General features: G+C 60.0%; 23 protein-coding genes, 2 tRNA genes and 1 pseudogene. 12 read left to right on the forward strand and 14 right to left on the reverse strand.

Annotated elements, in window-relative coordinates:
• The first annotated feature begins 40 nt into the window (after positions 1–40).
• The 3 genes from X730_RS153130 (at position 41) to X730_RS153120 (ending at position 3020) form a co-directional block, all read left to right on the forward strand.
• On the forward strand, positions 41–1081 hold the full coding sequence (locus tag X730_RS153130) for a sugar ABC transporter substrate-binding protein (RefSeq protein ID WP_023684845.1): 1041 nt from the start codon (positions 41–43) through the stop codon (positions 1079–1081).
• Positions 1082–1241: 160 nt separating this feature from the next.
• The gene (locus tag X730_RS153125; protein WP_023684844.1) at positions 1242–2237 is read left to right on the forward strand and encodes an ABC transporter permease; all 996 of its coding nucleotides are present in this window, start codon (positions 1242–1244) and stop codon (positions 2235–2237) included.
• Positions 2238–2249: 12 nt separating this feature from the next.
• A complete protein-coding gene (locus tag X730_RS153120) occupies positions 2250–3020 on the forward strand; it encodes an SDR family oxidoreductase (protein ID WP_023684843.1) in 771 nt (256 codons plus the stop codon).
• On the opposite strand, the gene X730_RS153115 is transcribed toward X730_RS153120, so the two are convergent.
• Positions 3021–3842 carry a M15 family metallopeptidase gene (locus tag X730_RS153115; RefSeq protein ID WP_023826180.1) on the reverse strand — a complete coding sequence of 274 codons (822 nt, stop codon included), beginning with the start codon at positions 3840–3842 and terminating at the stop codon, positions 3021–3023.
• Between the two features lie 57 nt (positions 3843–3899).
• Here X730_RS153115 and X730_RS153110 point away from each other — a divergent pair, with 57 nt between their 5' ends.
• On the forward strand, positions 3900–4481 hold the full coding sequence (locus tag X730_RS153110) for a hypothetical protein (RefSeq protein WP_245261344.1): 582 nt from the start codon (positions 3900–3902) through the stop codon (positions 4479–4481).
• 75 nt (positions 4482–4556) lie between these two features.
• Here the strand turns inward: X730_RS153110 and X730_RS153105 are convergent.
• Positions 4557–4632, reverse strand: a tRNA-Val gene (locus X730_RS153105).
• A gap of 218 nt (positions 4633–4850) precedes the next feature.
• Here X730_RS153105 and X730_RS153100 point away from each other — a divergent pair.
• Positions 4851–4927, forward strand: a tRNA-Asp gene (locus X730_RS153100).
• Positions 4928–4972: 45 nt separating this feature from the next.
• Here the strand turns inward: X730_RS153100 and X730_RS153095 are convergent.
• From X730_RS153095 to X730_RS153080, 6 genes are all read right to left on the reverse strand, one after another.
• Positions 4973–6160: a hypothetical protein gene (locus X730_RS153095; protein ID WP_023826181.1), complete on the reverse strand. Its 1188-nt coding sequence runs from the start codon at positions 6158–6160 to the stop codon at positions 4973–4975.
• Complete coding sequence (locus tag X730_RS0133610) at positions 6153–6443, reverse strand: hypothetical protein (protein ID WP_023826182.1); 291 nt, start codon at positions 6441–6443, stop codon at positions 6153–6155. The genes X730_RS153095 and X730_RS0133610 overlap by 8 nt, the downstream gene beginning before the upstream one ends.
• A gap of 505 nt (positions 6444–6948) precedes the next feature.
• Positions 6949–8064, reverse strand: a complete 1116-nt coding sequence (locus X730_RS153090; protein WP_081731556.1) for a redoxin family protein — start codon at positions 8062–8064, stop codon at positions 6949–6951.
• Positions 8065–8169: 105 nt separating this feature from the next.
• Complete coding sequence (locus tag X730_RS153085; RefSeq protein WP_023812738.1) at positions 8170–8445, reverse strand: hypothetical protein; 276 nt, start codon at positions 8443–8445, stop codon at positions 8170–8172.
• 405 nt (positions 8446–8850) lie between these two features.
• Positions 8851–8997: a hypothetical protein gene (locus tag X730_RS1000000167500; RefSeq protein WP_023669155.1), complete on the reverse strand. Its 147-nt coding sequence runs from the start codon at positions 8995–8997 to the stop codon at positions 8851–8853.
• A 490-nt stretch (positions 8998–9487) separates the two neighbouring features.
• Positions 9488–10405, reverse strand: a complete 918-nt coding sequence (locus tag X730_RS153080) for a LysR family transcriptional regulator (protein WP_023826185.1) — start codon at positions 10403–10405, stop codon at positions 9488–9490.
• Between the two features lie 272 nt (positions 10406–10677).
• Here X730_RS153080 and X730_RS0133615 point away from each other — a divergent pair, with 272 nt between their 5' ends.
• From X730_RS0133615 to X730_RS153065, 4 genes are all read left to right on the forward strand, one after another.
• Positions 10678–11337 (forward strand): ABC transporter permease subunit, encoded by a 660-nt coding sequence (locus X730_RS0133615; protein ID WP_031196838.1) that lies wholly within the window; start codon positions 10678–10680, stop codon positions 11335–11337.
• Positions 11338–11350: 13 nt separating this feature from the next.
• Positions 11351–12100, forward strand: coding sequence for an ABC transporter permease subunit (locus tag X730_RS153075; protein WP_023826186.1), 750 nt, complete (start codon positions 11351–11353; stop codon positions 12098–12100).
• Between the two features lie 52 nt (positions 12101–12152).
• On the forward strand, positions 12153–13001 hold the full coding sequence (locus X730_RS153070) for a transporter substrate-binding domain-containing protein (RefSeq protein ID WP_023826187.1): 849 nt from the start codon (positions 12153–12155) through the stop codon (positions 12999–13001).
• Positions 13002–13075: 74 nt separating this feature from the next.
• Positions 13076–14329 (forward strand): CapA family protein, encoded by a 1254-nt coding sequence (locus X730_RS153065; protein ID WP_023826188.1) that lies wholly within the window; start codon positions 13076–13078, stop codon positions 14327–14329.
• Between the two features lie 14 nt (positions 14330–14343).
• Here the strand turns inward: X730_RS153065 and X730_RS153060 are convergent, their stop codons facing one another.
• Entirely contained in the window at positions 14344–14874 is a 531-nt protein-coding gene (locus X730_RS153060) for a helix-turn-helix transcriptional regulator (protein ID WP_023826189.1), read from the reverse strand.
• Between the two features lie 148 nt (positions 14875–15022).
• Between X730_RS153060 and X730_RS1000000166125 the strand changes: the two genes are divergently transcribed.
• Both X730_RS1000000166125 and X730_RS1000000165310 read left to right on the forward strand, forming a co-directional pair.
• Positions 15023–15259: a helix-turn-helix domain-containing protein gene (locus tag X730_RS1000000166125; RefSeq protein ID WP_032909948.1), complete on the forward strand. Its 237-nt coding sequence runs from the start codon at positions 15023–15025 to the stop codon at positions 15257–15259.
• A 626-nt stretch (positions 15260–15885) separates the two neighbouring features.
• Positions 15886–17664 carry an adenylate/guanylate cyclase domain-containing protein gene (locus X730_RS1000000165310; protein WP_023826191.1) on the forward strand — a complete coding sequence of 593 codons (1779 nt, stop codon included), beginning with the start codon at positions 15886–15888 and terminating at the stop codon, positions 17662–17664.
• 83 nt (positions 17665–17747) lie between these two features.
• Here the strand turns inward: X730_RS1000000165310 and X730_RS153055 are convergent, their stop codons facing one another.
• The 4 genes and pseudogenes from X730_RS153055 to X730_RS153045 form a co-directional block, all read right to left on the reverse strand.
• Entirely contained in the window at positions 17748–19514 is a 1767-nt protein-coding gene (locus X730_RS153055) for an adenylate/guanylate cyclase domain-containing protein (protein ID WP_023826192.1), read from the reverse strand.
• A gap of 194 nt (positions 19515–19708) precedes the next feature.
• Positions 19709–20476: a hypothetical protein gene (locus X730_RS1000000168150; RefSeq protein ID WP_196814816.1), complete on the reverse strand. Its 768-nt coding sequence runs from the start codon at positions 20474–20476 to the stop codon at positions 19709–19711.
• Between the two features lie 414 nt (positions 20477–20890).
• Positions 20891–21454: pseudogene (locus X730_RS01000000164395) on the reverse strand (isochorismatase family protein).
• A 78-nt stretch (positions 21455–21532) separates the two neighbouring features.
• Positions 21533–22054: a hypothetical protein gene (locus X730_RS153045; RefSeq protein ID WP_023756164.1), complete on the reverse strand. Its 522-nt coding sequence runs from the start codon at positions 22052–22054 to the stop codon at positions 21533–21535.
• Positions 22055–22638: 584 nt separating this feature from the next.
• Here X730_RS153045 and X730_RS153040 point away from each other — a divergent pair.
• Positions 22639–23667, forward strand: a complete 1029-nt coding sequence (locus X730_RS153040) for an endo-1,4-beta-xylanase (RefSeq protein ID WP_081731558.1) — start codon at positions 22639–22641, stop codon at positions 23665–23667.
• 19 nt (positions 23668–23686) lie between these two features.
• Here the strand turns inward: X730_RS153040 and X730_RS153035 are convergent, their stop codons facing one another.
• Positions 23687–25015: a nucleotide sugar dehydrogenase gene (locus tag X730_RS153035; RefSeq protein ID WP_031196845.1), complete on the reverse strand. Its 1329-nt coding sequence runs from the start codon at positions 25013–25015 to the stop codon at positions 23687–23689.
• Positions 25016–25375: the final 360 nt, after the last annotated feature.

Consider the following 25375-nt stretch of genomic DNA (forward strand, 5'->3'; position numbering starts at 1 on the left):
GGACAAAAGAGGGGTCCGGTATAAAAGAGGAGCGAACGACATGAAGCGAATACTGGTTCTTGTCTTCGGTATCCTGGCACTGGCTCTTGCCTCGCTCACGCCGGCAATGTCCCAGACCAAGGGCACCGTCTATTACATGGTCCCGACCCTGCTCGATGAATTCCAGACCGGCTCGGTGAGCGCGCTGGAGCTGTTCCTCAAGCAGGTCGGCTATGAGGTGAAAACACTCAACGCCGACAACAAGACCGACGCGCAGCAATCGCAGATGAACGACGTCATTGCGCTGAAGCCGGCGGCGATCATCCTGGCCGCCGTCGATTTCAACGCGCTGAAGCCGTCCATCGAAGCGGCGCGTGCGGCCGGCATCCCGGTGGTCGAGTTCGACCGCCAGATCACCTCGACCCCGTCCGATTTCACCTCGGTGGCGGGCACGGTCGAGATCGGCTACGTCGCCGCCGAGCAGGCGCAAAAGCTTCTGACCGCCAAGAACGGTTCGGTGAAGGGCAAGATCCTGCAGGTGCTCGGCGATCCCGGCGATCCCTACACGCTCGACATCCAGAAGGGTTTCGAGGAGAAGTTGAAGGCGTTTCCTGACGTCAAGATCATCTCGCTGCCGGCCATGCAATGGGAAGCCAGCAACGCCGGCACGATCGTTGCCGACCAGATGCTCGCCAACCCCGACATCGACCTGATCTTCAGCCATGCCGCGCACCTGTCGGTCGCAGCCGTCGCCTCGCTCGAGGCCGCCGGCAAGAAGCCGGGCGACGTCATGCTGATGAGCTCGAACGGCGCTCCGGTCGGTCTCGACCTGATCCGCAAGGGCTGGCTCAATGTCGAAGTCGAGCAACCGCTCTACGCGCAGGCCGCGGCCGTGGCGATGTTCATGGACAAGATCGCCGGCAAGCAGGAAATCAAGCCTGGCGAGTATGACGTGCTCGGCTTGAAGTCGACCGTGACCAAGGAGAGCTGGGGCCCCAACATCAAGATCCCGGGCGCCGCCATCACCAAGGAAAACGTCGACAATCCGGCCTTCTGGGGCAACCAGAAGCCGCCGACGGACACGATCAAGTCTGTCGAATAGTCGCCTAGCGAAGCGCTCCGGGCCATTGCGGCCCGGAGCCTGCCCATTCACGACGCCGCGTCCCAGGACACCGTGGCGAACCTAAACCCGCGCCTGAACCCGACGAAATCGAGTTGATTTCTCAGCCTGATTTTCTCGGGAGCGCCAACCGGATCAGCCCATGAACCCGCGCACCCGCAAAGCCCTGGAGTTCGTCCTCGACAACCTCGTCTGGTTCATGCTGATCTTTGTGCTGGTTGTCTTTTCCATCTTCGTCCCGAACTACTTCCAGCTCGGCATCTTCGCCAACATCATCGAGGCCTCGAGCGTTCTCGGCGTGATGTCGATCGGCCTGTCGCTGGTCATCATTGCCGGCCATATGGACCTGTCGGTGGAATCGGTGGCCGCACTCAGCGCCATGGCGGTCGGCATCCTGTTCTGCTCGTCGGGCATCGGCATGGGCATACAGCTCAATCCGCAGTGGCTGATGGTTCCGGTTTCGCTGCTCGTTGCGCTCGCCGTCGGCGGCCTCATCGGCGCCTTCAACGGCTATCTCGTGGTCAAGGTGAAGATGAGCGCCTTCATCATCACGCTGGCGTCCTACATCTGGGTGCGCGGCCTGGTGCTGGTGATTTCCGGCGGCCGCTCGGCACAGGATCTGGCGCCGGCCATCCGCTGGTTCGGCATCCAGCGGCTGGCCGGCCTACCGCTGACCGCCTGGATCGCCGTCGCCTGTTTCGTCCTGTTCTCGCTGATCATGGCCAAGACGCCGTTCGGCCGCCACCTCGTGATGATCGGCGGCAACGAGACCGCGACCTTCCGCGCCGGCATCCGCGTCAACCGCAATTTGATCATCGCCTTCGTGCTGGCCGGCGCCATTGCCGGCCTCGCCGGCTGGCTGCTCGCCATCCGCACCTCGGGCGCCACCGCCAATCTCGGCACCGGGCTGTTGTTCAACGCCTTTGCCGCCGTCGTCATCGGCGGCGTCAGCCTGAAAGGCGGTGTCGGCACCTTGCCCGGCGTCTATGCCGGCGTGCTGCTGCTCTCCTGCATCAACACGGCGATCAATCTGATGGGCCTGCCGGCCAACTTCACCCAGGTCATCCACGGCCTTTTGGTGCTCGCCGCCGTGCTGCTCGACGCCTTCAAGCAAACCATTCGCCAAAGACTGGCATAGGAGACGGCTGGCATGACAGGACGGCTCGAAAGCAAGGTCGCGCTGATCGTCGGCAGCGCGCGCGGCATCGGCAAGGGCATCGCGCAGCGCTTTGCCGAAGAAGGCGCAAGACTGGTCCTGGCCGACAGCGAAGCCGGGGCCGGTCAAGCGACCGCGGACGAGCTCGGCGCTGCCTTCGTCCGCACCGACATCTCGCAAATGGCCGATGCTGAGGCCGCGGTAGCCCTGGCATTGAGCCGCCACACTCGTCTCGACATCATCGTGCAGAATGCCGGTATCTATCCCTGGCAGCTCATCGAGAACACCAGCCCGGACGACTGGGACCGGGTGATGGCGGTCAATCTGCGCGGCACCTTCAATGCCACGCTGGCGGCGCTGGCGCCGATGAAGGCGCAAGGTTACGGGCGTATGCTCTACACCTCGTCGATCACCGGTCCGCACGTCACCAGCCCCGGACATGGCCACTATGCCGCCAGCAAGGCCGGCATCAACGGCTTCATCCGCTCGGCGGCGCTGGAGTTTTCCGGCTACGGCATCACCGTCAACGGCGTCGAGCCCGGCAACATCCTGACCGAAGCGATCGAACTGCATCGGGGCGCCGCCTACATCAAGAACATGGAGGATTCGATCCCGTTGGGACGGCTCGGCAGCCCGCGCGACGTCGCCAACGCCTTCCTGTTCCTCGCCTCGGACGATGCCAGCTACATCACCGGCACGACCATCGTCGTCGACGGCGGCCAGCTGCTGCCTGAAGGCAAGGATTTCCGGCTGCTGCCGCCGTGATCAGCCGGATTTCTTATACAGCAGCAATTCAGGCCGGTACTCGAAATGCATGGAGTCGTAGTGATACCAGCGCCCGCCCCAGATGAAGCCGTTTTTCTCGAACAACTCCACGACTTCCAGCGGGATCCGGTTCTTGAACGGAATGGGGGCCTTGGGGTTGGTTTTGTTCCTGTTGTTGTACCAGTAGTCGGAGAAGCCGACATTGACGTCGAAGGCCGCCCCGAAGGAGTGGACGCTCAACCGGTTCGTGCCGGCGATCGGCCGCCAGACAAAGCCGCCGCCGGGCTTGAGCCCATAACGGCTCAGCTCCGCGGGCATCGCCTCGAGCGCAGCGGAGACCTTGCCCAGCCGGTCGTTGATGCCAAACACCTTGGTCACCTGCATGGTTTTCTTGCCGAGCTTCGGCAACCATTTGACGTTGGCGATGTGCTTGCCCACCTCGGCGGCACTTGCCCCGTAGAGCTTTTCGAAGAAAGGTTCGTTCCGGATGCGGCCGGGATCGAAATCCTCCGCTGGGACCAGGGCGCCCTCCGCTGCTCCGGGATAGACGTAGCGAAACATGTCTTCGATGTCGGGGCTCTCCAGCAGCGCGTCGGCGTCGCGCGCCTTGCCGTCGTCCCACACCATCGTGGTGCCGTCGGTCCAGGTCAGTACATTGCCCGAAATGGTGAAAAGTCCGGGATAGGCCTTGAGCAAGGAAGCCTTGGCGGCCGGCTGGTCGACGCCGTCGCCCGCATTCCCTGCATAGGCGAAGCGTCCAGTGCCGACGATTGCCAATGCGAACAGCAACCGCAGCATCAGGCGCCCTGGATGATCCATCATTGTCCTGCCTTCCCGGAGGGCTTTCGTTCATCGTGTATTTAACAAGGCTGCTGTACCATGCTGGTCGAATCGAACGGGAGACAAATCGTGTCAAAAACCTTCAATGCTTTGATCCGGATGACGTTTACATTCATCTGCCTGGTCGGCCTGGCCTCGTCCGTCTCTATTCTTTTTCCAGCCACCGCATCCGCCCAGCGGATGCAGCGATGCGCCGACGAAGGCGAAATCTGCCGCCTGCCCTACCCCTCGGAAGTGGTCTACGGCGCGCGCGGGCAGACCACTTCGCGCTTCATCGATCGTCGTGCCGTGCCGTGTACGAATCGCGTCTTTGGCGACCCGGCGCCCGGCCGCGACAAGGCTTGCTATATCGTGAAGCGCGGGGGCGGTAACGACTATGGCGACAATGATGATGACGACGACAATTACGGCGATGACGACTACGGCCAGGGCGGCGGCAGATGGGTGGCCTGCGCCTCGGAGGGGCGGTTCTGCGAGTTCCGTGGCCGCAAACTGGTGAGATACGGGGCGCGTGGCCAGTACGTCCAGGGCGTATTCAGGAACGGCGTCACATGCAGCGTCGACGCCTTTGGCGAGGATCCCATCCGCCGCGTGAAGAAGAACTGCTACGTCAAGCGATAGGTTGCACTGGGAAAGAAGTGCGGGTGCGGCTCATTGCGGCCGCGCCCGGCATTCGAGATATGGTCGGCCGGGATATGGTGGGCGATGACGGGCTCGAACCGCCGACATCTTCGGTGTAAACGAAGCGCTCTACCAACTGAGCTAATCGCCCGCTCCGGCCGGACCTTTAAGCGGTCGCAACCGGCTTCGCAAGACCAAATGAACAGCTGCGAGCTTAGCCGCATACTGGTTTTCGCGGGCAAAGTGCCGCCTGTCAAAAAACCATCTCCTGTTTGCGTTTATGCTGTCCAGCTGCGCTTGACACCCGGTGGCGAACCCCTTATCCACCGCCCCAACGACGAACACGGCTGACACGTGCTCGTCCAATGCGCGGGTGTAGCTCAGTTGGTTAGAGTGCCGGCCTGTCACGCCGGAGGTCGCGGGTTCGAGCCCCGTCACTCGCGCCATTAATTTCAAGGGGTTAGCTACCGCCCCTTGAAAAGTTTCAACTCTCATTCTCCGGAGAGTTTCAACTTTCTGTATTCGTTCCGTTCCAGGCCAAGCAGCTTTCTGCCCTTGCGGCGGCTGGCATCGGCTGAGCGGACGGCGGCCAGATTGACCGGCATATAGGTCTTCTGCAGCGCCTTGTTCTCGTCGATCGAATTGCCCATCTTGGCCGAGATTGCCTCGACCGACGCGCCTCCGGCATTCGCCTCGACCGCGCCGGAACGCCGCATGTCCATCAGCCGCCGCTTCTCCGCTGTCCCGAACACCAGCGTGCGCAGATCGGCGAAGTCGTCGACCAGGGAATCCTTCGTGTAAGGCACGCCGGCGCGCGGCCGTCCGCCCTTCGGGCCCGGCGCGAAACCGCGCGAGCGAAAGATGGGCGCATCGTCAAGCAGGGTGACGCCCAGTGATTCGACATAGGCCAGCACCAGGCGCTGCGTGCGTGACGACAGCGTGCCGAAAGCCGCCTCGCCACTCTTGCTGCGTGCAATCAGAAAACCCCATTCCTGTGCTGTCTGCATTGCCTGCGCCGGTGTGAGCGTGCGCACGTCGACCGGTGAGAAGCTCGTGTCCCACGCAACGGCGATGATGCACGCCAGTCCGCGGTAGCCGGCGCGCCAGGCGCCCTTGACCATGCGCACGGCCTCGCCTGCCGTCCACGTCTGGTGCCGCGGTGTTGGCGTCTGGCGGCGGATCGCCTGCGATGGGTCGGAGCCAGGCGGGCATAGCTTCATGCCTGCCATGACATTGTAGAGCGAACGCCACGTCTTTACGGCACGGTAGGCGGTGTCGACCCCCTTGACCCGCAGCAGACGGCCATACCAGTCGTCGAGCAGCTCGAGCGTGATGTCGGCTGGCGGCAGGTCGGCGAAGTACGGCTCGATGAAGGTCCAGCCGCGCTCCCAATCCTCGCGGGTGCGCGGTGGCTTGCGCCTCCATGCATCCATGCGGCGGTAGCGTGCGAAGGCGTCGCCGATCGAATCCTTTGGCCATACATGCAGGCGCGACGGCTCCCTGCCCTTGCGAAATTCCTGCCAGCGGTCTTCCCACTCCCTGGCGATCGTCCAGGCCTCAGGCCCGTCGATTCCACAGGAAATGCATTCGAAGCCAGCTTCGATCATCTTAGGCGTCGGCAGCCAGTAGCCGTATTTGCCCTTACGAATGACGTAGTGCTTCAACTTGATCTTACCCAAGGGTCGCCAGCCTCGCTCTTGCAATGTCGATGCTAGACTGCGCGCCGGATCCTGATCCTGCAAGACCCGCGCGTCGATCCAACCAGGCGTCGATCGCAACCAGGTCGTAGTTGCCGGTAATTGGGCAGGACTTGGGAAAGCCTTGATCCTGCAACGTGGGCAGCAATTCCATGAATTCCCGCAGCGTCAGGTGCAGATAACGCGCCGCCTTGATCGCCGGTACCAGCCGCGGTTGCACCGGGAAGCGGATAGATGACGGTTGTAGTGTGTGGGTTTGGCTCATGGCACCACAACTCTATTCACCATCCATCGGGCAGGGGATGGGCGCCTTGTCGTTGGGGCGGGCGTGAATTTCGCCCGTGTCAGCACCTCCGCCGCATAGCATGCGATTTTCCTACTCCGTGATCTCGTTATTCCTGCATCGAACGTGAACGAGGCTTAGAATAACGGCCTTTCTCCCCCATGGCTATTCGTCCAATCCTTAATCGCAGAATCGGCAGCCACAGGGCGAAAATACTTATAATCGGCGGCTTCGGAGCCACTACGCCCGGGCGCCACAGGCGGCATATTCGCGGCACCAGCTTTCCTGATGCTCTGCCCTAAATACCGCGGATAAGGTTATGGTTGAATGAGCCAGCGTTAGCTTTGACGCCTCTAGACAGCTGTTATTCAAGATGATGAAAAGAAGGAATTTCCGCGCCCAATTGAGAGAATGAAGCGTCCACTGGTAATCCCGCTTTTGCTCGGCTCGATCAAGGAGGTCGCGGGGATCGGCGACAGCTTGGTAATCAGCCAAACGTGAAGCAGAATACCTCGACGCCGGGGCCAAAAAATTCGATGTCGAATTGGCGATCTACGATCGGCCCTAGTTGTCGGATAAGCTGGAACAGGCGTTGTTCGCTTACCGTTCCGTTGCCGTGTTCATCAACGTCAACTCCGTGAGATCCGCCTGGTGGGTGACCATCGACAAGGACGCGGAACTCTACGGACGTTCCCGGCGATGCCGGCCCCATAACAAGATGCAGATCGCGGGCGTGAAAGCGGTACGTTATGCGGCCATTGGCCCTTTTCGCCGACACGCCGTCGCTTCCCATGATCCAGTCGCCCGTAAGCGCCCATTCGTTCAGGCGCAACTGTGCCGGCGCTTCGAAGAGATGCGGCTTGTTGCGAATTACTCCGCTAAGGGACGCAAAGCCTTGGGTACGTTCATAGCCAACATAATTTTCCCGAGACTTCAGGTTGGCTTTGTCGGCTGCGGCTTCGAGGCCGCGCGCATCGACCGACACCAGATCACTGCCTACGACCTCGTTGCCACCCTCTGCCAGCAATCGCTGAATGATCTTCTCGGACTCGTTGTAGGATCCTTCACCGAAATACTGATCACGCACTCGCCCTTGAGCATCGATGAAATAGAATGCCGGCCAGAAGTTGTTGTTGAAAGCGCTCCAGATCGCTCCCTTGCTGTCGACGGCGACGGGATAGTCGACCCCCAGCGCTTTCACCTCTCGGCGGACGTTGTCGATGTTCTTCTCAAACCGGAACTCCGGCGAGTGGACGCCGATCACAACCAACCCCTGGTTTCGGTATTTTTCCGACCAAGCGCGGAGATAGGGCTGTGCGCGCATCCAGTTGATGCAGGTGTAAGTCCAGAAACTGACAAGGACGACTTTTCCACGGAGTGCCGTCGGCGTCAGTGGTGGCGAATTGAGCCACTCTTCGGCTTGCGCGATTGACGCCAACTCCGATTGGCCGGCAAACCAGCCGAAAATCGAGCCCTGGACGGATGAGCCCTGCGATCCTTTGGAACTCATCGATAGTCCCATAGCGTCGGCCCCAAAACTGCCATTCGGCAGCCCAATCGAAGTGATGAGTAGGAACGAGGCCAACAAGAGGTTCGTCTTCATGCACGAACTCCCTCCATGGTTGATTGTGGTCTTCGGCGCGGAAAATTGATGGCGGGCTTGCCCGCCACCATTTTAGGCGCCGTTCGCGGGGGCAATGACGGGGGACTATTTCATCCCGCCGAGGGCATTCACGTTGGCGCAGAACTCGGCGTAGGGCTTGCTCATCGCCGCGTCGTTGCATTCGCGCATGATCATTTCGCGCATGGGCTTCGGCTTGGCCATGAAGACCGCCTTGAACTCAGGCATAGGCTTCAGGGTCTTCATCGAGGCGTCAGTGTAGAATGGCCCGATGTTGTCGACGACATCGAGTGCGCCGGCGAGGGCTGTGCTGCCGACACAAAAAAGTGCAAATGCACCGAGACCAATCGCTTTGATGTTCATGGTGTAGACCTCTCTTGTTTTTTCCATCGTCCCAATGACGATGGGCGTCCAAAGGTACATCTGACGAGGGTCAGAAGTGATATGGAGATGACCTACGCAATCTTTTGGATGCTATTGCACGTTGGTATCGGCAATACTTTTGTACCGACGCCCACCTCGCCGCCCGATTGCCGTCCCGAATGGAACGCCGCGCAATTCCCAGCGCTCGATCGACGTTTTGTCGATCAGCCGCCAGTGCCCGGAGACAGGTGCCGGCATTGGCGATAATGCCTGAAACCCGCTGGTGTACCTCGTGCGCAATCGATGCGGTCAGAGCAGCACAGGCTCATGATCCGAGTAGTGCGTGCAAGTTCGGATTGGACTTTCTCCAGCGCCCTGGCTGCACTCACCGCCGGGGTCATTTCTTCACCCGAGGATCATGCCCGCAGCGGGAACCAAGATCCACAATCCGAACAGCGGAATGAGTATCCACCGCGCCTGGTTGACGCTGACTTCGTTCTTCGTTTTGATGATTGCTGCGACACGTGAATTGCTAAGCCCTTGATCGCGCATGGCATATCTCCTGTGTTGAATGCGCTAGTAATCGACTGACGGCGGCCGCAAATCCATTGCACGATAGTGTCGGCAATACTTATGTGCTGGTCTACGAATAAGTGAAGAGTATCGCTGCCAAGAGGATACCTCAGATACAGTCGGTGATCCTCGGGTGGCCCGCAGGCTCCGATCCTAACCGGTCCTATCTCTTGTTCCTCGAGCCAATATCCAAAGAAATCCAATAAGTGAGGACCTCGCGGCAAGCAGGAGCAACAGGGCAGCCTTAATCGCCGCCATTTTCCAACACCTGCTGGCATTCCTTTGTAATCGCGCCGTTATCAGGTGGTCCTGACAGACGTCACCGTTCAAGCGCGCCTAAGCAGAAGCCAGGCGGTAAGCTCCGGCGGACACGTCACCATCTCCAGCAGTGAAAAGGACCCCGGGGAAGCCCGAGACGCCCGGGCAGAGATGGGGAGAAGTATCGCAGGCCACCATCCCTCACGAGATATCACCCTCTCGTAGTCGGCATATTCGAAAACGCAGCGATTGTGGCCTCGAGAGATACATTCAACGCGTTGGAAAAGGTCCTGCCCCTCTGCCAAATCGCAACGTAGTGATAGAGCGCGGACGGTTCTACTGGCCTTACTCCCAGCCTAAACGCCGCGTACTCACGCGCGATGATCTCGTTTGTGATCGAAATGCCCAGGCCAGCCGAGACGTATCCGGCTTCGTGACCGTTGCAATCGAATTCCACCAGTATGTCTGGCTCAACGCCGGCGAAGCGCAAGGCGTTGAAGTTCATTTGATGAGCGGCGAACTGGGGATCGATATCGACGATCGTCTCGCCTGCCAGGTCTTGCGCCTCGATACAGGTCTGTTTCGAAAAGCGGTGGTCGGGATGGAAGATGCATACGTTGCGAGCCGACCCAAGCGGCGCCCACTCAAACAGACGTGGATCCAGCGGCAGTCTCGAGATGCCGAGATCGGCACGGCCGGCCATGATGTGTTCGCCGATCTGCTCGTAGCTTCCAGAAATCGACCGGACATTCGAAGCGGTCTTTGAGTGGATGATCGCCACGACCTTGGGCAAGGTCACGAAACCGAAAACAGAGGGCGCGGCAATCGCAATCCGTTGCTTTTCCTCGTTCTTCATAGCGAAGATCGACGCTTCCAGCCGATCCAGGGACGTCAGGGCAAGTTCTACGTTTCGCAGGAGTTCCCAGGCTTGCTGCAAGGGGACGATGCGGTTGGCTGATCTCTTGAAGAGTGTCATGCCGAGCGTGGTCTCAAGCTGCTTCACATGTTGACTAACGGCGGGCTGGCTTATCCCGAGTGCAACTGCTGCTCGCCTTGTCGAACCGGCCCGCAACACTTCCCGGAAGACCTTCAGTTGACGGAGCTTGAGGTCGCTCTGCAACAACTCCATTCCTTGCGCGCCTTTCCCTGACAACGCCCACCCGGGAAGCAGAAATCGCCATCCTGAGGAGCACCGAACCACCTCAGTATATAACGGCGCGTTATAGATAAAATAATAAAAATTATAGATTGAGTGTGTAATTTGACACGCTAGAATTGGGAAATATCTCAAATTAACTCCAAATTATCAATATAACAATTCGCAACCTTGGGTTATACGACTTGGTCTGAGTGACGCGGACCGTCGTATCTCGCCGTATTGCGAGCTAAGGAACGCGCCCCATGGGTGGTTTTACTACTCAGTTTGTTGTCGCACTCACCGTGACCATCAGTCTGGCCCTTGTCAGCGGCTGCCTGGGTACGGCATTTGGCCTGTTCTTGGCTATTTCGAAGGGCACGGCACAAACGCGCCTCTACGCGGTCGTGACCGCCTACACCACAGTCGTCCGTGGTGTACCAGAACTTCTCATTATCCTGCTCATCTACTTCGGCGGAACCACGCTCGCCAGCAAGATCGCCGGCCGGTATGTCGAGGTGAACGCATTCACCGCAGGCGTTATCGCGCTCTCGGTCGTTTTCAGCGGTTATGCGACCGAAGTGTTCCGCGGCGCGATTGCGGCAGTGCCAGCGGGCCAAACCGAAGCGGCAAAGTCGCTTGGGCTGAATGCCTGGCAGCGCTGGATGTTCGTCATCGGACCACAAATGCTGCGGTTGGCGCTGCCTGCCTATGGCAATCTCTGGATTTCGCTCTTCAAGGATACCGCGCTGGTTTCGATCGTCGGCCTGACCGACATCATGCGCGTTGCGTATGTGGGGGCCGGGTCCTTGCGTGCTCCCTTAACTTTCTACCTTGCGGCCTCCGCTCTCTATCTCTCGCTGACCACCGTCACGCTGCTGTCGATCCGGCTGGTTGAGCGGCGCTATCCGTCGCTCGGCCGATAGGAGGGAGCGACCCATGAACCTCGGCTTGATGTTTGACGCAATGGTTGTCCTGCCTTCGGGCGTTGGTCTCACATTGACCCTGACGGTCTTGTCGCTGACGGCCGGATTTCTTCTGTCCGTGCCGCTGGCCTTCATCCGCGCCTTCGGACGTCCCAGCCTCTCGTTCGCGGTGCTCGCCTACACCTATGTCATTCGCGGCACGCCGATGCTTGTTCAGCTCTTCCTGCTCTACTACGGCCTCGCTCAGATCGAGGCGGTGCAAGCCAGCGTCATCTGGGTGATCCTGCGCGACCCTTTTTGGTGCGCCCTTCTGACATTTTCGCTGAACAGCGCGGCGCACACCACCGAGATCCTGTGCCGTGGTCTCCAGTCCGTGCCTAAGGGTGTCACCGAGGCGGCCACGTCTCTCGGCTTGAAACGCTTCCAGATCGCTCGCCTGGTCACCTTCCCGATCGCTTTCAGGATATCGCTCCCGGCCTACGGCAACGAGGTCGTGGGAATGATCAAAGGCTCTTCCCTGGCGAGCACAGTAACGCTGCTCGAGATTACCGGCATGGCGAGACAGATGGTGTCGACCACGTTCGCACCGTACGAGATCTTCATCATCGCCGGAGCGATCTATCTATCGCTGACGTCGATCGCGGTGAAAGCGATCCAGTTGCTGGAGCGATGGCTTTCGACCGACGGCCATCCGGTGCGACGTCGAAAGGCGCGATTGCGCCCCGCCCCACCTGACCCAGAGATCACGACGCCTCTGCCCTGACGCCGCAGGTTCTGGGCTCCCCTTTCCATCCAAACCAACGAAGAGGTGCATCATGCGCATACCCCTGGCTATTGCTGTTTCTATCGCATCCCTGATGTCGGCATTCCCCGCCGGCGCCGAAAGCGCGCGCGTCATATCAATTGCCACTGAAGGCGCCTCGCCGCCCTGGGACGGCACCGACGCGAACGGTCAACTCTACGGCTACGATATCGATGTTGGACAGGAACTGTGCCGTCGCATCCAGATCAAATGTACCTTCGTGCCGCAGGATTGGGACGGGATCATCCCGGCACTGCTTGTCGGCAAGTTCGACGTCATCATGTCCGGGATGGCGATCACGGAAAAACGCAAGCAGAAGATCGCGTTCTCTGTTCCCTACGCCACCGGCTTCAACCAGTTCGTTGTGCGCAAGGACCTTGGTCTCGACGCCGGCGACACCAACGAGAAGCTCAACCTCTCGACCACCGGGGACAAGGAGAAGGCGACCATTGAACGCCTCAGATCGACACTCGCGGGCAAGGCGATCGGGGCCCTGCGCTCGTCAAATTCGGAAGCGGTCGTGAAGGAAATGCTGGGCGATGTCGTGACGATCCGCAGTTATGACAGCCAGGACAACATGAAGCTCGATCTTGCCGCGGGTCGCATCGACGGCGGCCTCGCCGACTATTTCACCTGGCGAGATTTTCTGGAGACGCCTTCCGGTTCGGATGTTGTGTTTTTCGGGCCGGAGTTGAAGGGTGGGCTTTGGGGGCCGGGCGTCGGCGCCGGCATGCGCAAGGACGATGCCGAACTTCTCGCCAAGTTCAACACGGCCATCGACGCGGCCACCAAGGACGGAACGATCAAGGCGCTGAGCCTGAAATGGTTCAAGAGCGATATCTCGCCTGCGCTCTCGCAATAGGCGGCAACCGATTTCGACATTGACGTGGCGCTGGCCGCAACGCCAGCGCCCTCCCCTCCTTCAAGGCGAGCCCCATGAAAGACCAGTTCTGCGCAGTCGTTACCGGCCAATCCTTGATCAAGCACGACATCCGTGACGTCATAGACCAACGCTTCATCGCGGTTACGGACTTCCTGCGCCAAGGCGACGTCGTCTTCACCAACTTCGAGTCGACCATCCTCGGCAAGCACGGCGGGTGGCCAACCAAGGGCAAATACTTCGGATATTCCAGGGCTGAAGTGCTCGACGCATTGCAGGCCATTGGTTTCAACGCGCTTGCGCTGGCAAACAACCACGCCTTCGATCTTGCCGCCGGCGGTATCCTCTCGACGCTGGAGGAAGTGGAGGCGCGTGGCTTCCTGCATGCCGGCATCGGGGCCGACGAGACGGAAGCGAGGAAACCGGGCCGCCACCGGCTGGGCGCGCGCGAGGTCGCGCTTCTTGCGATGGATGCGGGCCCCGGCCCGACCAACATGTATGCCGAGGACCGCACCGCCTTCCGGCCGCCTCGGCCCGGCGTCAATCGTTTGAACACCGTTCGCAAGATGGGGGTGCCGGATGGACATTTCCACAGACTGGCAAGGCTGGGCGCTCATTTGCAAAGCTCCCCCTTTGAACTGGCCAACTATGCGCAACCGGAGGACCCGATCGAGGTGTCGGCCGACAAGGAGATCAATTTCTACGGCACCGTATTCGCGCAAGCCGCCGACTTCGGTCGCCTCATCGAAGTCGATCAGCGGAGCGCGAGTGTCCATTTGGCCGCCATCCGGCACGCGGCGGCACAAGGCGATTTCGTCATCGCCTATCTGCACCACCATCATTGGGAACCAGGTTGGCAGGACGTGCCGCGCTGGGTGCAGACCTTTGCGCGGATGTGCATCGACGCCGGTGCAAACCTCTTCGTCAGCCACGGCGCTCCGGTGCTCCAGGCCGTTGAAATCTACAACGGCTCCCCGATCTTCTACGGCCTCGGAAATTTCCTCTTCCACGTCCATCCTGACGAAACCGAATGGAATCCACCGGAAGTCTGGCAAAGCATTGTCGCAGCGTGCCGCTATGACGCGCGCGGAAACCTTGCTGGGATAGACCTCCTGCCCGTCGTGATCGGCGCGGACCCTCAGTCCCTCGGATCAGCGGCGGGCAGATTGGTACCCGTCGCTGTCACTGGAAGCGCGGCGCGAGACATCCTCGAGGGATTCGCGACCCGCTCGCGGGCGTTCGGCATCGAAATCGAAGTGTCCTCGCCTCGCGGCCGCATCGCCCTACCCGCTGCCCGAAAATTCGGCTGACGGGCCGCTGGCCGTTAGGCCGTCTTGTGTTCGGCCGGCGGGGATTCGCCGGCCGTTTCGCTGTCCGCCTTTGTGTCTGGCAGGGCCAATTCTTCTCCTAACGCTGCGATCAGGGACGAGACGCGACCGCGCACACGCGGCGGAAGCTTTACAAGCCCCTCGATCAGGCGCCGGCCCTCCGCGCTCGCAATGAAATCCAGGCGCTCATCGACCGGCAGGGGCCGCGCCTCGACGCGGGCCTCATCGTTTCCCGGCAGGCCGTCGAAGAAGCGACTGACGGGAACGTCCAGCGACGTAGCGATCTCGTAGAGCATCGACGCGCTCACGCGGTTCCTGGCGTTCTCGTATTTCTGGAGCTGCTGGAAGCTGATGCCTATGGATCGGGCAAGCTGGGCTTGCGAGACGTCCGATTGGACGCGAACCGTTGCAATCTGCCTGCCGACATGCTGATCGGCGGGATGAGGGTCACTCTCGATCTTTGGCTTCGGCTCCATCCGAAGGAGGATGGAGCGTTGCGGTTTCAACAAGGCCGTTTCATGCTCCATTAGTCAGCCTGGATTGGAGAGTTTTCGCGTACGCTCCGGGTTTCTCGATCAACGTCATCTGGAAGTCGAATCGCCATTTAATATACCTTATAGGGTGCAAAATGACCCTATAGGTGGCAAACAAAATCGGCCTGCCGATTGTGGACCCATGGTCAGTCCACGACAGATTCGAGCCGCACGGGCCTTGCTTGGTTGGTCGCAGCAGGAGCTTGCCGACAAGGCAATTGTGTCGCTGAATGCGCTGGTCCGGTTGGAAAACGGGAAGGTAGATTCCCGGATCAGCACTTTGCAGGCCATTGAGGCGGCTTTGATAAAAGCCGGTGTCGAATTCTTGTCCGCTGGCCAAAAGGGTGAAGGTGTACGGCTCTTGGATCCTCTGGTTTGAACGGCAGTTAGCGGGGAAGAGGGATTCCGCTCGCAATTGCAATTGCCCAAGCACCCTCCTGCGGATGACGAGAGGCAAAGTCGTGGTATTGTCGGAATCAGCCATGATCCGAACCCTTGTCAGCGCGGTTGTGGTCAGGCCGATCAAAGTCTCCTGGACCTTGATCGATCGTCGCCTGTGCGATGCATGTGCACCGCACGTGCTTTGTTATGCATTTTTTCTGCCCCAAGTTCAAGCTGAAAAGCGACAATGATAAAAAAGCCATTCACAACTCGTTTGGACCCATCTGTGCTGGCTCTGGCTGAACAACTCGCAGAGTCGGAACGTCGTTCGGTAACCGCTGTCATTGAGCTCGCATTGATCGAGTATGCAGAACGTCGCGGTGTAAAGGCGCGAGACGTCAAAAACGGCGGATAGCTGCGTGGCGAAGCACGTCATTGAAAGGCCGAAATGGGCCGAATTCGGAAGGTCGGCTCATGGCGTCCGAAGGACGATAGCGGACGTTCGGCGCGGCGCGACCAAGGTGAGAAGCTAACCCAATAGCAGCCAAGAGTCGTGATAGACTCCACACCCGAGGGCCCATACAGTCCGTGCGATTTCCTTCGCTCTAGGTTGCCGCATTGCCAATGGCCGAAGAACGCAATCAGCGTCGCCTTGCCGCCATCCTCGCGGCCGATGTCGTCGGCTACTCCAGGCTCATGGGTCGCGACGAGCGCGGAACCCTGTCGGCGTTCAAGGCGCATCGCCACGAACTGGTGGACGCTAAGATCGCCGAGCATCAGGGCAGGATCGTCAAGCTGACCGGCGATGGCTTGCTGGTAGAGTTCCCCAGCGTCGTAAATGCCGTGGCCTGCGCCACCGACATCCAGCACAAGATGCGCGAGCGAAATGCCGACGTGCCGGCGGACAGGCGCATCGAGTTCCGCATCGGGATCAACCTCGGAGATATCATCATCGAGGACGACGACATCTTCGGTGATGGCGTCAACATCGCGGCGCGGATCGAGAGCATCGCCAGGCCGGGCGGCGTTGCCGTATCCGGCTCTGTCCGGGACAGTCTCGGCAACAGGCTCGCGCTCACCTTCGAAGATACTGGCGAGCAGACGCTCAAGAACATCGAGCGGCCGGTGCGCGTCTACAACGTCAACCTCTTTCCCGACGCGCCGTTCATGCAACCGGTCGGAGTAGTTCCGGTCGCCAATGAGAAACCGTCGATCGCGGTGCTGCCCTTCAACAACATGAGCGGCGATCCGGAACAGGAGTATTTCTCGGACGGCATCACCGAGGACATCATCACAGAACTGGCGCGCAATCATGGTCTGTTCGTGATCGCCCGGAACTCCTCCTTCATCTTCAAGCGAGCCGCCGTGGACATCGCAGAGGCGGGGCGAAAGCTTGGCGTCCGCTACTTGGTCGAGGGCAGCGTTCGCAAGGTCGGCAAACGCGTGCGCATCACTGCCCAGCTGATTGAGGCAGCGACCGGTAGTCACGTCTGGGCGGAACGCTATGATCGTGACCTAGAAGACATCTTCGCAGTTCAGGACGAAGTGACTCGAAGCATCGTGGCCGCCGTTCCGGGGTATGTCGAATCCGACGTCGTGAAAGCATCGCGGCGCAAACCGACTGAGAACTTGGGCGCCTATGACCATTATTTGCGCGGTATGGAGATCGTCAATCGCTGGCGCAACGACGATATTCCGGATGCCATGGCGGAATTCGAAAGTGCGGTGAAGCTTGATCCAAAGTTTGCTCGCGCTCATGCGGCGGTGGGCCATATGCACGTTCGCGTCTATTGGCAAACGCTTGCCCCACATGCGTTGGAAAAAGCAAACACCGAAACAGAACTCGCCGTACGGCTCGACGGCGAGGACAGCAGGTGCTTGGGTGTTCGAGGGATGTGCCTTATGCTCGACAAGAAGTTCGACGCGGCGTCGGAAATGTTCCAGCGCGGTCTCCAGCTGACACCTGATGACGCCGATCTCAATGACATGATGGCGTACTACCTGCTTTGCACGGGACAGGCGAGCGAGGCTATCGACAGATCGCTAAAAACAATCCGCGCCAGTCCACTGTTCCTTCCCGCGTCTCTCCGTGAGACTATGGGCATGGCGTTCATGATGACGCGACAGTACGAGGAGGCGATAAAGTCTTTCGCCACTATCAGCAGCCCCTATTACTATATTCACGTTTATGCGGCCGGATGCCTGGCGAAGCTCGGGCGGCTCGATGACGCGCGGGCGCAAGGTCGTTTGGCAAACAACATCAAACCAGATTGGCCTAGCGTGGACTGGGGCTATCAGTACACAAAAGAAGAATACAGGGAGCACGAGCGCGAACTTGCCCATCTGGCTATCGATGTTCTAGCGGATGAACCGTTGAACGTCGACCGTCGCCGGTGCCCCTGAGATGCCGGGCGCCCCTATCGATTCTTTCGATGATATAGATTGCTTCCGAGCTCCTTGGAAAACGACTCCTTTTCCATACCGCCTTAAATTGGCAAGTCGGCCAGACGCCAGCCATCAATAAAGGGCTGAGCAAAGCTCGGGCTCCTAAAGGGCAAGTTCGCCGCCTGCTCCCCTGCCGTCCAGTCTGGACTGCTAGCAAGAAAAAGACCGCCTTCCTCCCGTGCCTCAGGAACGCGACCGGCAAGGGCAAGCGCAGCAATTAGGGTCAATCTTGAACCGGTCCCATATGTCTCTTCCCTGCTCAAGGTCACCACGGCTTCTTCATAATGGCCGGAGGAAATCTGGGCCGTTCCCATGGTCCAGAAATACCAACCGGGTGGACGAGGATTCAACCGCAGCGCCTCTGCACAAGCTATCAGCGCTGCGTGAGGGTTGCCCAAGTAGACTTGAAGCTCACCCATCCATGCAACCGCATCTGCATTATTTGGATTAAGCCGAACGGCAGCCTCAAATTGGATTTTTGCTTCATCCAAATTTCGATCATATAGCAGGACACAGCCCAGTATCCTGCGAGCATGGGAATCGCCCGGCTCGATCTTTACGGCTCGCTGCGCGTGCGTCACGGCCTTTGCGCGGCCAGGTATCTGCGGCTCTCCCCAGAACATCCAGCCAAATAAAAGTGAGATGGCAAGATTGCTGTGTGCTTCGCAGTAGTTTGGATCGATCTGTATGGCACGTTCCAAATCAGCGCACGCCTCACTGTTATCTGTTCTGGAGATGTTACATTTGTCTCGCGACCTAACACAAAGGTCATAGGCTTCAAGACTTGACGGCCTGGAGCGAGCAGAAATATCCTTCACACCAATCTTGCCGGAAATCGCTTCAACAACGCGTCGCGTGACCTCGTCCTGAACGTCGAAGATGTCGGCGATTTCACGATCGAAGCGCTCGGCCCACACGTGATTGCCGCCTTCTGCCGCATTGATAAGCTGCACATTGACGCGCAACCGCTGGACGGACCGCCTCGCGCTTCCCTCGAGAACATATTTGACGCCCAGATCGCGTGCGATCTGACGGACGTCGGTGGGTTTGCCTTTATAGGCAAAGGTGGAGTTGCGGGCGATGACGAAGAAGCCGGACACATTCGACAGATCGGTGATGATGTCCTCCGTCAGCCCGTCGGTGAAAAATTCCTGTTCGGCATCGCCACTCATGTTGACGAAGGGCAGCACCGCAACCGAAGGCTTGTCGGGCGGTGCGAGCGGCTGCGAAAGCTTCTCCAGCACAAGGGGCTCGGCTGCTGTCGCGGGCTTTGCCTTGGAGGGAATGCCGACCTGTAGCGAATAAACCCGGACCGGATCGGTGATGTTCTTCAGCTGGACCGCGCCACGATCGTTGATCGCGATATCGAGCCGTGACTTTACCTGCCAATAGGCTTGCTCGGAAAGACAGATATTGCCGGGTTCGCAGATGCCTTCGAGACGTGCGGCGATGTTGACACCATCGCCCATTAGGTCACCATCGCGTTCTTGCACGACGTCGCCCAGGTGAATGCCGATCCGGAACTCAATGCGGCGATTAACCGGCACCCCGGCATTGCGCTCAAGCATGGCGTTCTGCACTTCGATCGCGCATCGCACTGCTTCTACCACGCTGCTGAACTCGACAAGGCTCCCGTCGCCCGTGCGCTTGACGACGCGACCACGATGAACAGCGATGGTGGGATCGATGAGATCGCTGCGCAGCGCCCGCAGCCGTGCCAAGATGCGATCCTCATCCGCGCCGGCTAGCCGGCTGTAGCCGACTACATCCGAGACCAGGATCGCTGCTATTTTGCGGTTCTCACTCATGTCGTGCTCCCTCCATCCAGTCTGGCATTACTGCCGAGCCAAAGGAAGATAGCTCCGAGCCATTGGATTTCGGTCGTTCCAGACCAATGTTGGGCAGATGACAGCCTGAGGCCTGGCCATTGGCGATGTCCGCTTTTGGTGAATGGACTGGACCGTGGGAACGACTGTCATGAGGCGCATTGCTGCTCGGCGGCTTATAGGCCGTTAACGGCCTGGCAGCTTTCAGGATGACTGGCAAGAAAGCCGACCGTTGCGTCCAGCCTAGTGCAGACCGCTTTGCGCCAGAAGCGGCCCTCGCTCACATCGGGCCGGCCCAAATTGTCTGCGGTCACTCGCGTTGCACTGAGGAAAGAGAGCCTGCTAGTAAGATTCCGGCCGCCGGGCGGTACCGAAGTGCCGGGGTGCTCGACGGATGAGACTGGGGACGCAAGGCAATGGCTACCGGTAGGATCTCCGACATCGTCCTTATGGACGGCATCGGGCTTTCGAGCGCTATCAAATCGAAGCAAGTTTCTTGCGTCGAGGTGATGACCGCTTATCTCGACCGCATCTACGCATTCAACCCGCGCGTGAACGCCATCATCTCCATGCCGCCGCGCGAAACGCTGCTGGCAGAGGCCAGGGAGCGCGACGCGCAGCTCGCGCGCGGCCACATTCTCGACCCGCTCGAAGCAGATGCCGGCGCCCTTGCCGGCACGATAGAGCGAACGATAGAACGCCAGCGCCTTGAGCTTGCCGTCACGGGCCACCGCATAGGCGCTGATCTCCTCGCCGGCAATGAAACGCTGCGCCACCCACGGCATTTCCGGCGAAGGGCTGATGGCGTCGAGTTCTTCAGGTGACGGGCGCAGCAGGACATGGCTGGCAAAACGCGACCAGACCGGCTTGAACACCAGCTCGCGCGACCGGTCGTGCACAGCCTGCAGATCGTGCCTGCTCTGCAGCAGCGTCGTTTTCGGCACGGCGAGGCCGAGGCTTTCAACCAGCCGGATGAGGCGTGCTTGTCGTGGACCCGGGCGAGCAGATCCATGTCAGGCGCAAACAGGCGGGCAGTCATGGCGCGGTCGCGCCAGAGCTGGCCGAGATAGAAAACCTCCTCGCAGGTCGGGATGACGAGGACGACGCCCTCGCTGCGTACCAGCGCTTCCACCGCCTCGGCATAGGCATCGGGCGCAAAACGAGGCGGCGGCAGGCGGCGATAAAGCGCGCATGCCGTGCTCGCCGCAGCGATCGGATGTGCCGGGCTGTCGGCCAGGATCACTCGCCGCCCGGCGCCGTGCAGCAGCCGCGCCAGATGCAACGCCACCGGCGCCCGGGCTCCGGTGATCAGCACGGTGCTATTTGCATGCGGCACCGACATCACAGCGGAGCGAGGATCAAACGCCGGTCAAGGATTTTGTCGTCACCAGCGTCACACCGGCGCTGGCGAAATCGGCATTATGCCGGGCGATGATCTGCGCGGCCGTCTCACTGGGGCTGTCCAGCGTGCTGTGGGCGTCGGACACCACGGTGACGCCGAGCCCGCGAGCAAAGGCGCCCTTCACGGTGGCCGCAACACAATAGTCGCTCTGCGCGCCGATGAGCACGACCTCACCCGCGCCCTGCCCTGCAACCTATTCGCCAAGTGCGGCATTGCTGAAGGCGTCGCCGACATTCTTGGCGAAGGTCGGCTCGCTGTCGGCCTGGCCGAGTGCCGGCCACACCGGCCAGCCCGGCGCGCCGGGCGCCAGCGGGTCTCCCGCCGGTCCATCATGCCTGATGAAAGCGATCTTGCGCCCGCCGCGGCGTGCCCATTCCAACAGCGCCTGGACACGCGCGGCGATGCCCGCCGCATCATGGATCGGCGGCTCGGCGATGCCGTCGAACATGCCGGTCTGGAGATCGATGACGATGAGCGGCGCGGTGGATGCAGGTGCTGGTTTTGACATGGCCGCGACCATAGCGCGGGTGACAGGCGGGTCAAGGATTTCAGGATGCAGGCACTCCCGGACGCGAGCTGCCGGCGCCGTCGGTATCGGCTACGAGCTGCGCGGGTCGGGTCTGCACTGCGGGACCGCCTTGGTAGTGTTGATCAACCGGGTGCGCACTACGGATGGCTGCCGAAGGTTCTGCCAATAGGCTCCGGCCCCCTTCATCTCGCGCCCCGCGCCGCCGCCGATCATGCCGTCCGCCCCGACGAGCATCGTCACGACCTTGATCCCGCAGGCGAGGTTGCGGTTGGGATCGGTGATGTCGACCTCCGACTTGAAGCCGCATCTGTATCTCTCTTCATCTGCCAGCGACAGCTGCAGCAGCCCGATGGAATATTGGCCCTGATCCGCTTCCCAAAAGGCCGCCGAGGTATTGTTTACGGACTCTTCAGCGGCCAGGTCAGCAATCATCGTGCGCCAGAAAACCGCCCGCCCGTTTCTGTCTTGCAGCATGTAGCCGGGGCAGAAAGTTGCGATGTCGGAGGGTTCCAGCGCAGTCAAGGGTGTGTCTGCATTGATCAGCGCCGTCACCTTGCGGGTGACTATCTTGTTGTCGAGCTGCTTTTCCACCGCGCCTTGCCCGTCAAGGCACTTTTTGGCGAACGCCTGTGCCTGGGGCTGGGTCGTGTGGCCTCGAGCCCGCCATTGCGCGGTGCAGGATGGCTGGGCTCCGGCCGGAGGAGCCGCCGGCGCCGGGGGAACCGCAGGGGATGGGGGAGCGGCCTTGGATGGGGGAACCGCCGGGACGGCGCTTTCAATGACGCGCGGGTTCGCGCAGCCCTCGACCAGGCACGCCAGAGCGCCAGACACCGCAATTGCCTGCAACAGTCTCGATCGCAAAAAGCCAATCAGCGGCGCTGACCCATACACGAACACCCCCTCCCGGCCAACGGTTGCGCTTGCCACGACCTGCACAGTCTTGTTGGCGTCAACTTGGCAGATCGGTATCCGTATGTCACCCGATGCCGCCGGTTGTGGTAAAGGCACCGGCAACGCGTCCGTCGGGCAGGCGCACGATAGCCGTGACGACCGTGCCGTAGGCGCCGCGCCAGACGCTATGGAAGCCTTGATGCGTGTGGGGCGCCACGACAGCCGAACTGGAACGCGCAAGACGCTGTCGACCGCTACAACTGCCCGCACACTTAGTAGAAACAATGGAACAAGATGATATCAAATGGGGCTTGGCAACAGCATATCCCTCCCTTGCGGAATTGGGCAAAAATAGCGGTTTGGAGATAGGTTGTGCCTTTTCCGGAAATGTCGACGCGCGGTATCGTCGATTGCTTGCTCATCATTCCCGACTAATCGTCCCGGAATGGCAACTGAAACCACGATTTGTGCGACCGAGGCGGACCTCGACGTACAATTTCGAACCCTGTAACGCGATTGCAAATTTTGCTGGCTCGAACAACATGGCGTTCCACGGCCATACGCTGTTCTGGCACCAAGAGCCGATCCGCTGGGCGCAAAGTGAAAAATTCGATCGGGTGAAGCACAATTATGGCGGCTTCATCCGTGATGTCATGCAACACTACCCCCAGGCGGTCTCGTGGGATGTTTTCAACGAGATTGTCGGCGAGCAGGCGCCGTTGCGCGACGAGTTCTTCATCCAGCCATTCGGCCTGCAGTTCATCGACTACTGTCTGCGCCTCGCGCACGAATGTGCCCCGGCCGCCCGCCTCGCCATCAACGACTACAATCTGGAATGCGCCACCGACTGGTCGCATGCCAAGCAAGACAACATGTTGCGGCTGATCGTGCAGATCAAGGCCATGGGCAGCCCGCTGCATGCGATCGGCATCCAGGGCCACCTGTCGTCGATCCACAAAGCGTCGGCTGAATCGACCGTGCGCTTCATCGACCGGCTAGCGGATCTCGGTCTCGATGTCTTCATTTCGGAACTCGACGTCAACGACTCCACCATGCCCGTCGACACTGCGGTTCGTGACAATGCGGTCGCAGCCTACTACGAAGACTTTCTGACGGTGGTTCTCAGCAGACGATCGGTCAAGCGCCTGGTGTTCTGGGGCATCTCGGATTTCGACAATTGGGTGGTCCGGCGCCAGACACGGGAAAGGCGCCGATCCGGTAAGGCTCGCCCTGCCTTGTTCGATGACGGGCTTCAGCCAAAGCCGGCTTTTGACGCCGTGGTGCGGGCGTTGCAGGGTGCGCCACGGCGTTGACCCTGCCCTGCCCGAAATCCTACGCTTTAACCACCCGGTCGCAGACTATGCCATTGCGCTGCATGGCGTTTCGCGTGTCGATGATGAGCCTCGAATGGTTGGCCAGCAAGCCGTAGTCAATATCGTCGTGATCAGTCACGATGACCACGGCGTCGTAAGCGCCGATGGAATCACGGCTTAACTTGATGCAATCCTTGCCGGCAAGCGTCGGGTGCTTGCGCGTCTTTGGAATGCGCGCCACGTGCGGGTCGTGATAGGCGATGTCCGCGGCTCTTGTTTCCAGCAACTCGATGAGCTTGAGCGCCGGACTTTCACGCACGTCGGAAACATTCTTCTTGTAGGCGACGCCGACGATGAGAATGGATGCCTGGCTGAGTGGAAGACCAAGCTGCGTATCCAGTGCCTCCGACAGCTTCGACATGACATAGTGCGGCATCGACACGTTGATCTCGCCGGCCAGTTCGATGAATTTTGTCGACACCTCGAACTCCCGGGACTTCCACGTCAGATAGAACGGGTCGATAGGGATACAGTGCCCGCCAAGCCCCGGTCCCGGGTAGAATGGCATGTAGCCGAAGGGCTTGGTCTTGGCTGCCTCGATCACCTCCCAGATATCGATGCCCATTGCGGCATAAATGACCTTGAGTTCGTTGACCAACGCGATGTTCACCGCGCGGAAGATGTTTTCGGTCAGCTTGACCACCTCCGCGACCTTGATGGAGGACACCGGCACAACCTTGTCGACGATGGCACCATAGAACTGCGCCACCAGCCTGGCCGCGATCGCGCCATCGCCCGCAACGACCTTGGGGATGGTCGCGGTTTCGAAGCCGACGCTGCCTGGGTCCTCGCGCTCCGGCGAATAGCCGAGGAAGAAATCACGCCCGGACCGGTACCCGCCGGCTTCCAGAATAGGCTTCATCACCTCGTCGGTCGTGCCGGGATAGGTGGTGGATTCAAGTACGATCAACTGGTCCTTGCGCAGATAGTCAGCAATTGCGCGCGTCGTGTTCTCGACGAAGGAAAGATCGGGTTCGCGCTGCCTGGTCAGCGGCGTCGGAACGCATATGGAAATGACATCGCATTCGGCAAAGCTGGCGAAGTCGCATGTCGGCGTAAACGAGCCTTCGGCCATGATCGACTGCAGCGTTTCGTCGCTGACCGCGCCAATGTAGGAGCGGCCTGTTTTCAGTTTCTCGACCTTGCTGTGGTCGACGTCGAATCCGATGACCTTGAAGCCGGCGCGCGCTGTGACAGCGGCCAGTGGAAGGCCGACATAACCAAGCCCGACAACACCGATTGTCGCCGTGCGGTTTTCCAGTCTGGAAAGAAGCAAGGCACCGCGCATCTTGTCCGTATGAATGTTCAATTGCGCCTCCAAAGATGCAAGGCGAGGACGTTCGCGCTGCAATCTCAACAACCTGAGAGCCGCGAATTGCGTCTCCCGCCTTGAGACAGAGCGCAACCTTTGTGCCAATCCGTATTTATCCGGCAAAATTCCGCATTCAAACGGCCCAGGAGGTGAGAAAGACGGGATTCCGGCTGCTGCTGAGCATTGAAAATGTCAAGAGCAAGAGATGTGCCAAAATCATACAACTTTGTTGCGTAATAGCTCATATAGCAAATTGTGTCCCAAAAAATCCAATGATTACAATACGATAGTTAACCACTCCCGTTAGTCATATCGTTAACAATTAGTTGCATTTGC

Origin of the sequence: Mesorhizobium sp. L103C131B0, from assembly GCF_000502275.1 — a bacterium.
Classification (GTDB): domain Bacteria; phylum Pseudomonadota; class Alphaproteobacteria; order Rhizobiales; family Rhizobiaceae; genus Mesorhizobium.

What these genes read in the sequence shown, in the direction of transcription:
- X730_RS153130 (WP_023684845.1), top strand. Translation starts at nt 41, where the DNA reads ATGAAGCGAATACTGGTTCTTGTCTTCGGTATCCTGGCACTGGCTCTT.
- X730_RS153125 (WP_023684844.1), top strand. Translation starts at nt 1,242, where the DNA reads ATGAACCCGCGCACCCGCAAAGCCCTGGAGTTCGTCCTCGACAACCTC.
- X730_RS153120 (WP_023684843.1), top strand. Translation starts at nt 2,250, where the DNA reads ATGACAGGACGGCTCGAAAGCAAGGTCGCGCTGATCGTCGGCAGCGCG.
- X730_RS153115 (WP_023826180.1), bottom strand. Translation starts at nt 3,842, where the DNA reads ATGATGGATCATCCAGGGCGCCTGATGCTGCGGTTGCTGTTCGCATTG.
- X730_RS153110 (WP_245261344.1), top strand. Translation starts at nt 3,900, where the DNA reads ATGCTGGTCGAATCGAACGGGAGACAAATCGTGTCAAAAACCTTCAAT.
- X730_RS0133610 (WP_023826182.1), bottom strand. Translation starts at nt 6,443, where the DNA reads ATGAGCCAAACCCACACACTACAACCGTCATCTATCCGCTTCCCGGTG.
- X730_RS153090 (WP_081731556.1), bottom strand. Translation starts at nt 8,064, where the DNA reads ATGAAGACGAACCTCTTGTTGGCCTCGTTCCTACTCATCACTTCGATT.
- X730_RS153085 (WP_023812738.1), bottom strand. Translation starts at nt 8,445, where the DNA reads ATGAACATCAAAGCGATTGGTCTCGGTGCATTTGCACTTTTTTGTGTC.
- X730_RS1000000167500 (WP_023669155.1), bottom strand. Translation starts at nt 8,997, where the DNA reads ATGCGCGATCAAGGGCTTAGCAATTCACGTGTCGCAGCAATCATCAAA.
- X730_RS153080 (WP_023826185.1), bottom strand. Translation starts at nt 10,405, where the DNA reads ATGGAGTTGTTGCAGAGCGACCTCAAGCTCCGTCAACTGAAGGTCTTC.
- X730_RS0133615 (WP_031196838.1), top strand. Translation starts at nt 10,678, where the DNA reads ATGGGTGGTTTTACTACTCAGTTTGTTGTCGCACTCACCGTGACCATC.
- X730_RS153075 (WP_023826186.1), top strand. Translation starts at nt 11,351, where the DNA reads ATGAACCTCGGCTTGATGTTTGACGCAATGGTTGTCCTGCCTTCGGGC.
- X730_RS153070 (WP_023826187.1), top strand. Translation starts at nt 12,153, where the DNA reads ATGCGCATACCCCTGGCTATTGCTGTTTCTATCGCATCCCTGATGTCG.
- X730_RS153065 (WP_023826188.1), top strand. Translation starts at nt 13,076, where the DNA reads ATGAAAGACCAGTTCTGCGCAGTCGTTACCGGCCAATCCTTGATCAAG.
- X730_RS153060 (WP_023826189.1), bottom strand. Translation starts at nt 14,874, where the DNA reads ATGGAGCATGAAACGGCCTTGTTGAAACCGCAACGCTCCATCCTCCTT.
- X730_RS1000000166125 (WP_032909948.1), top strand. Translation starts at nt 15,023, where the DNA reads ATGGTCAGTCCACGACAGATTCGAGCCGCACGGGCCTTGCTTGGTTGG.
- X730_RS1000000165310 (WP_023826191.1), top strand. Translation starts at nt 15,886, where the DNA reads ATGGCCGAAGAACGCAATCAGCGTCGCCTTGCCGCCATCCTCGCGGCC.
- X730_RS153055 (WP_023826192.1), bottom strand. Translation starts at nt 19,514, where the DNA reads ATGAGTGAGAACCGCAAAATAGCAGCGATCCTGGTCTCGGATGTAGTC.
- X730_RS153040 (WP_081731558.1), top strand. Translation starts at nt 22,639, where the DNA reads ATGGAACAAGATGATATCAAATGGGGCTTGGCAACAGCATATCCCTCC.
- X730_RS153035 (WP_031196845.1), bottom strand. Translation starts at nt 25,015, where the DNA reads ATGCGCGGTGCCTTGCTTCTTTCCAGACTGGAAAACCGCACGGCGACA.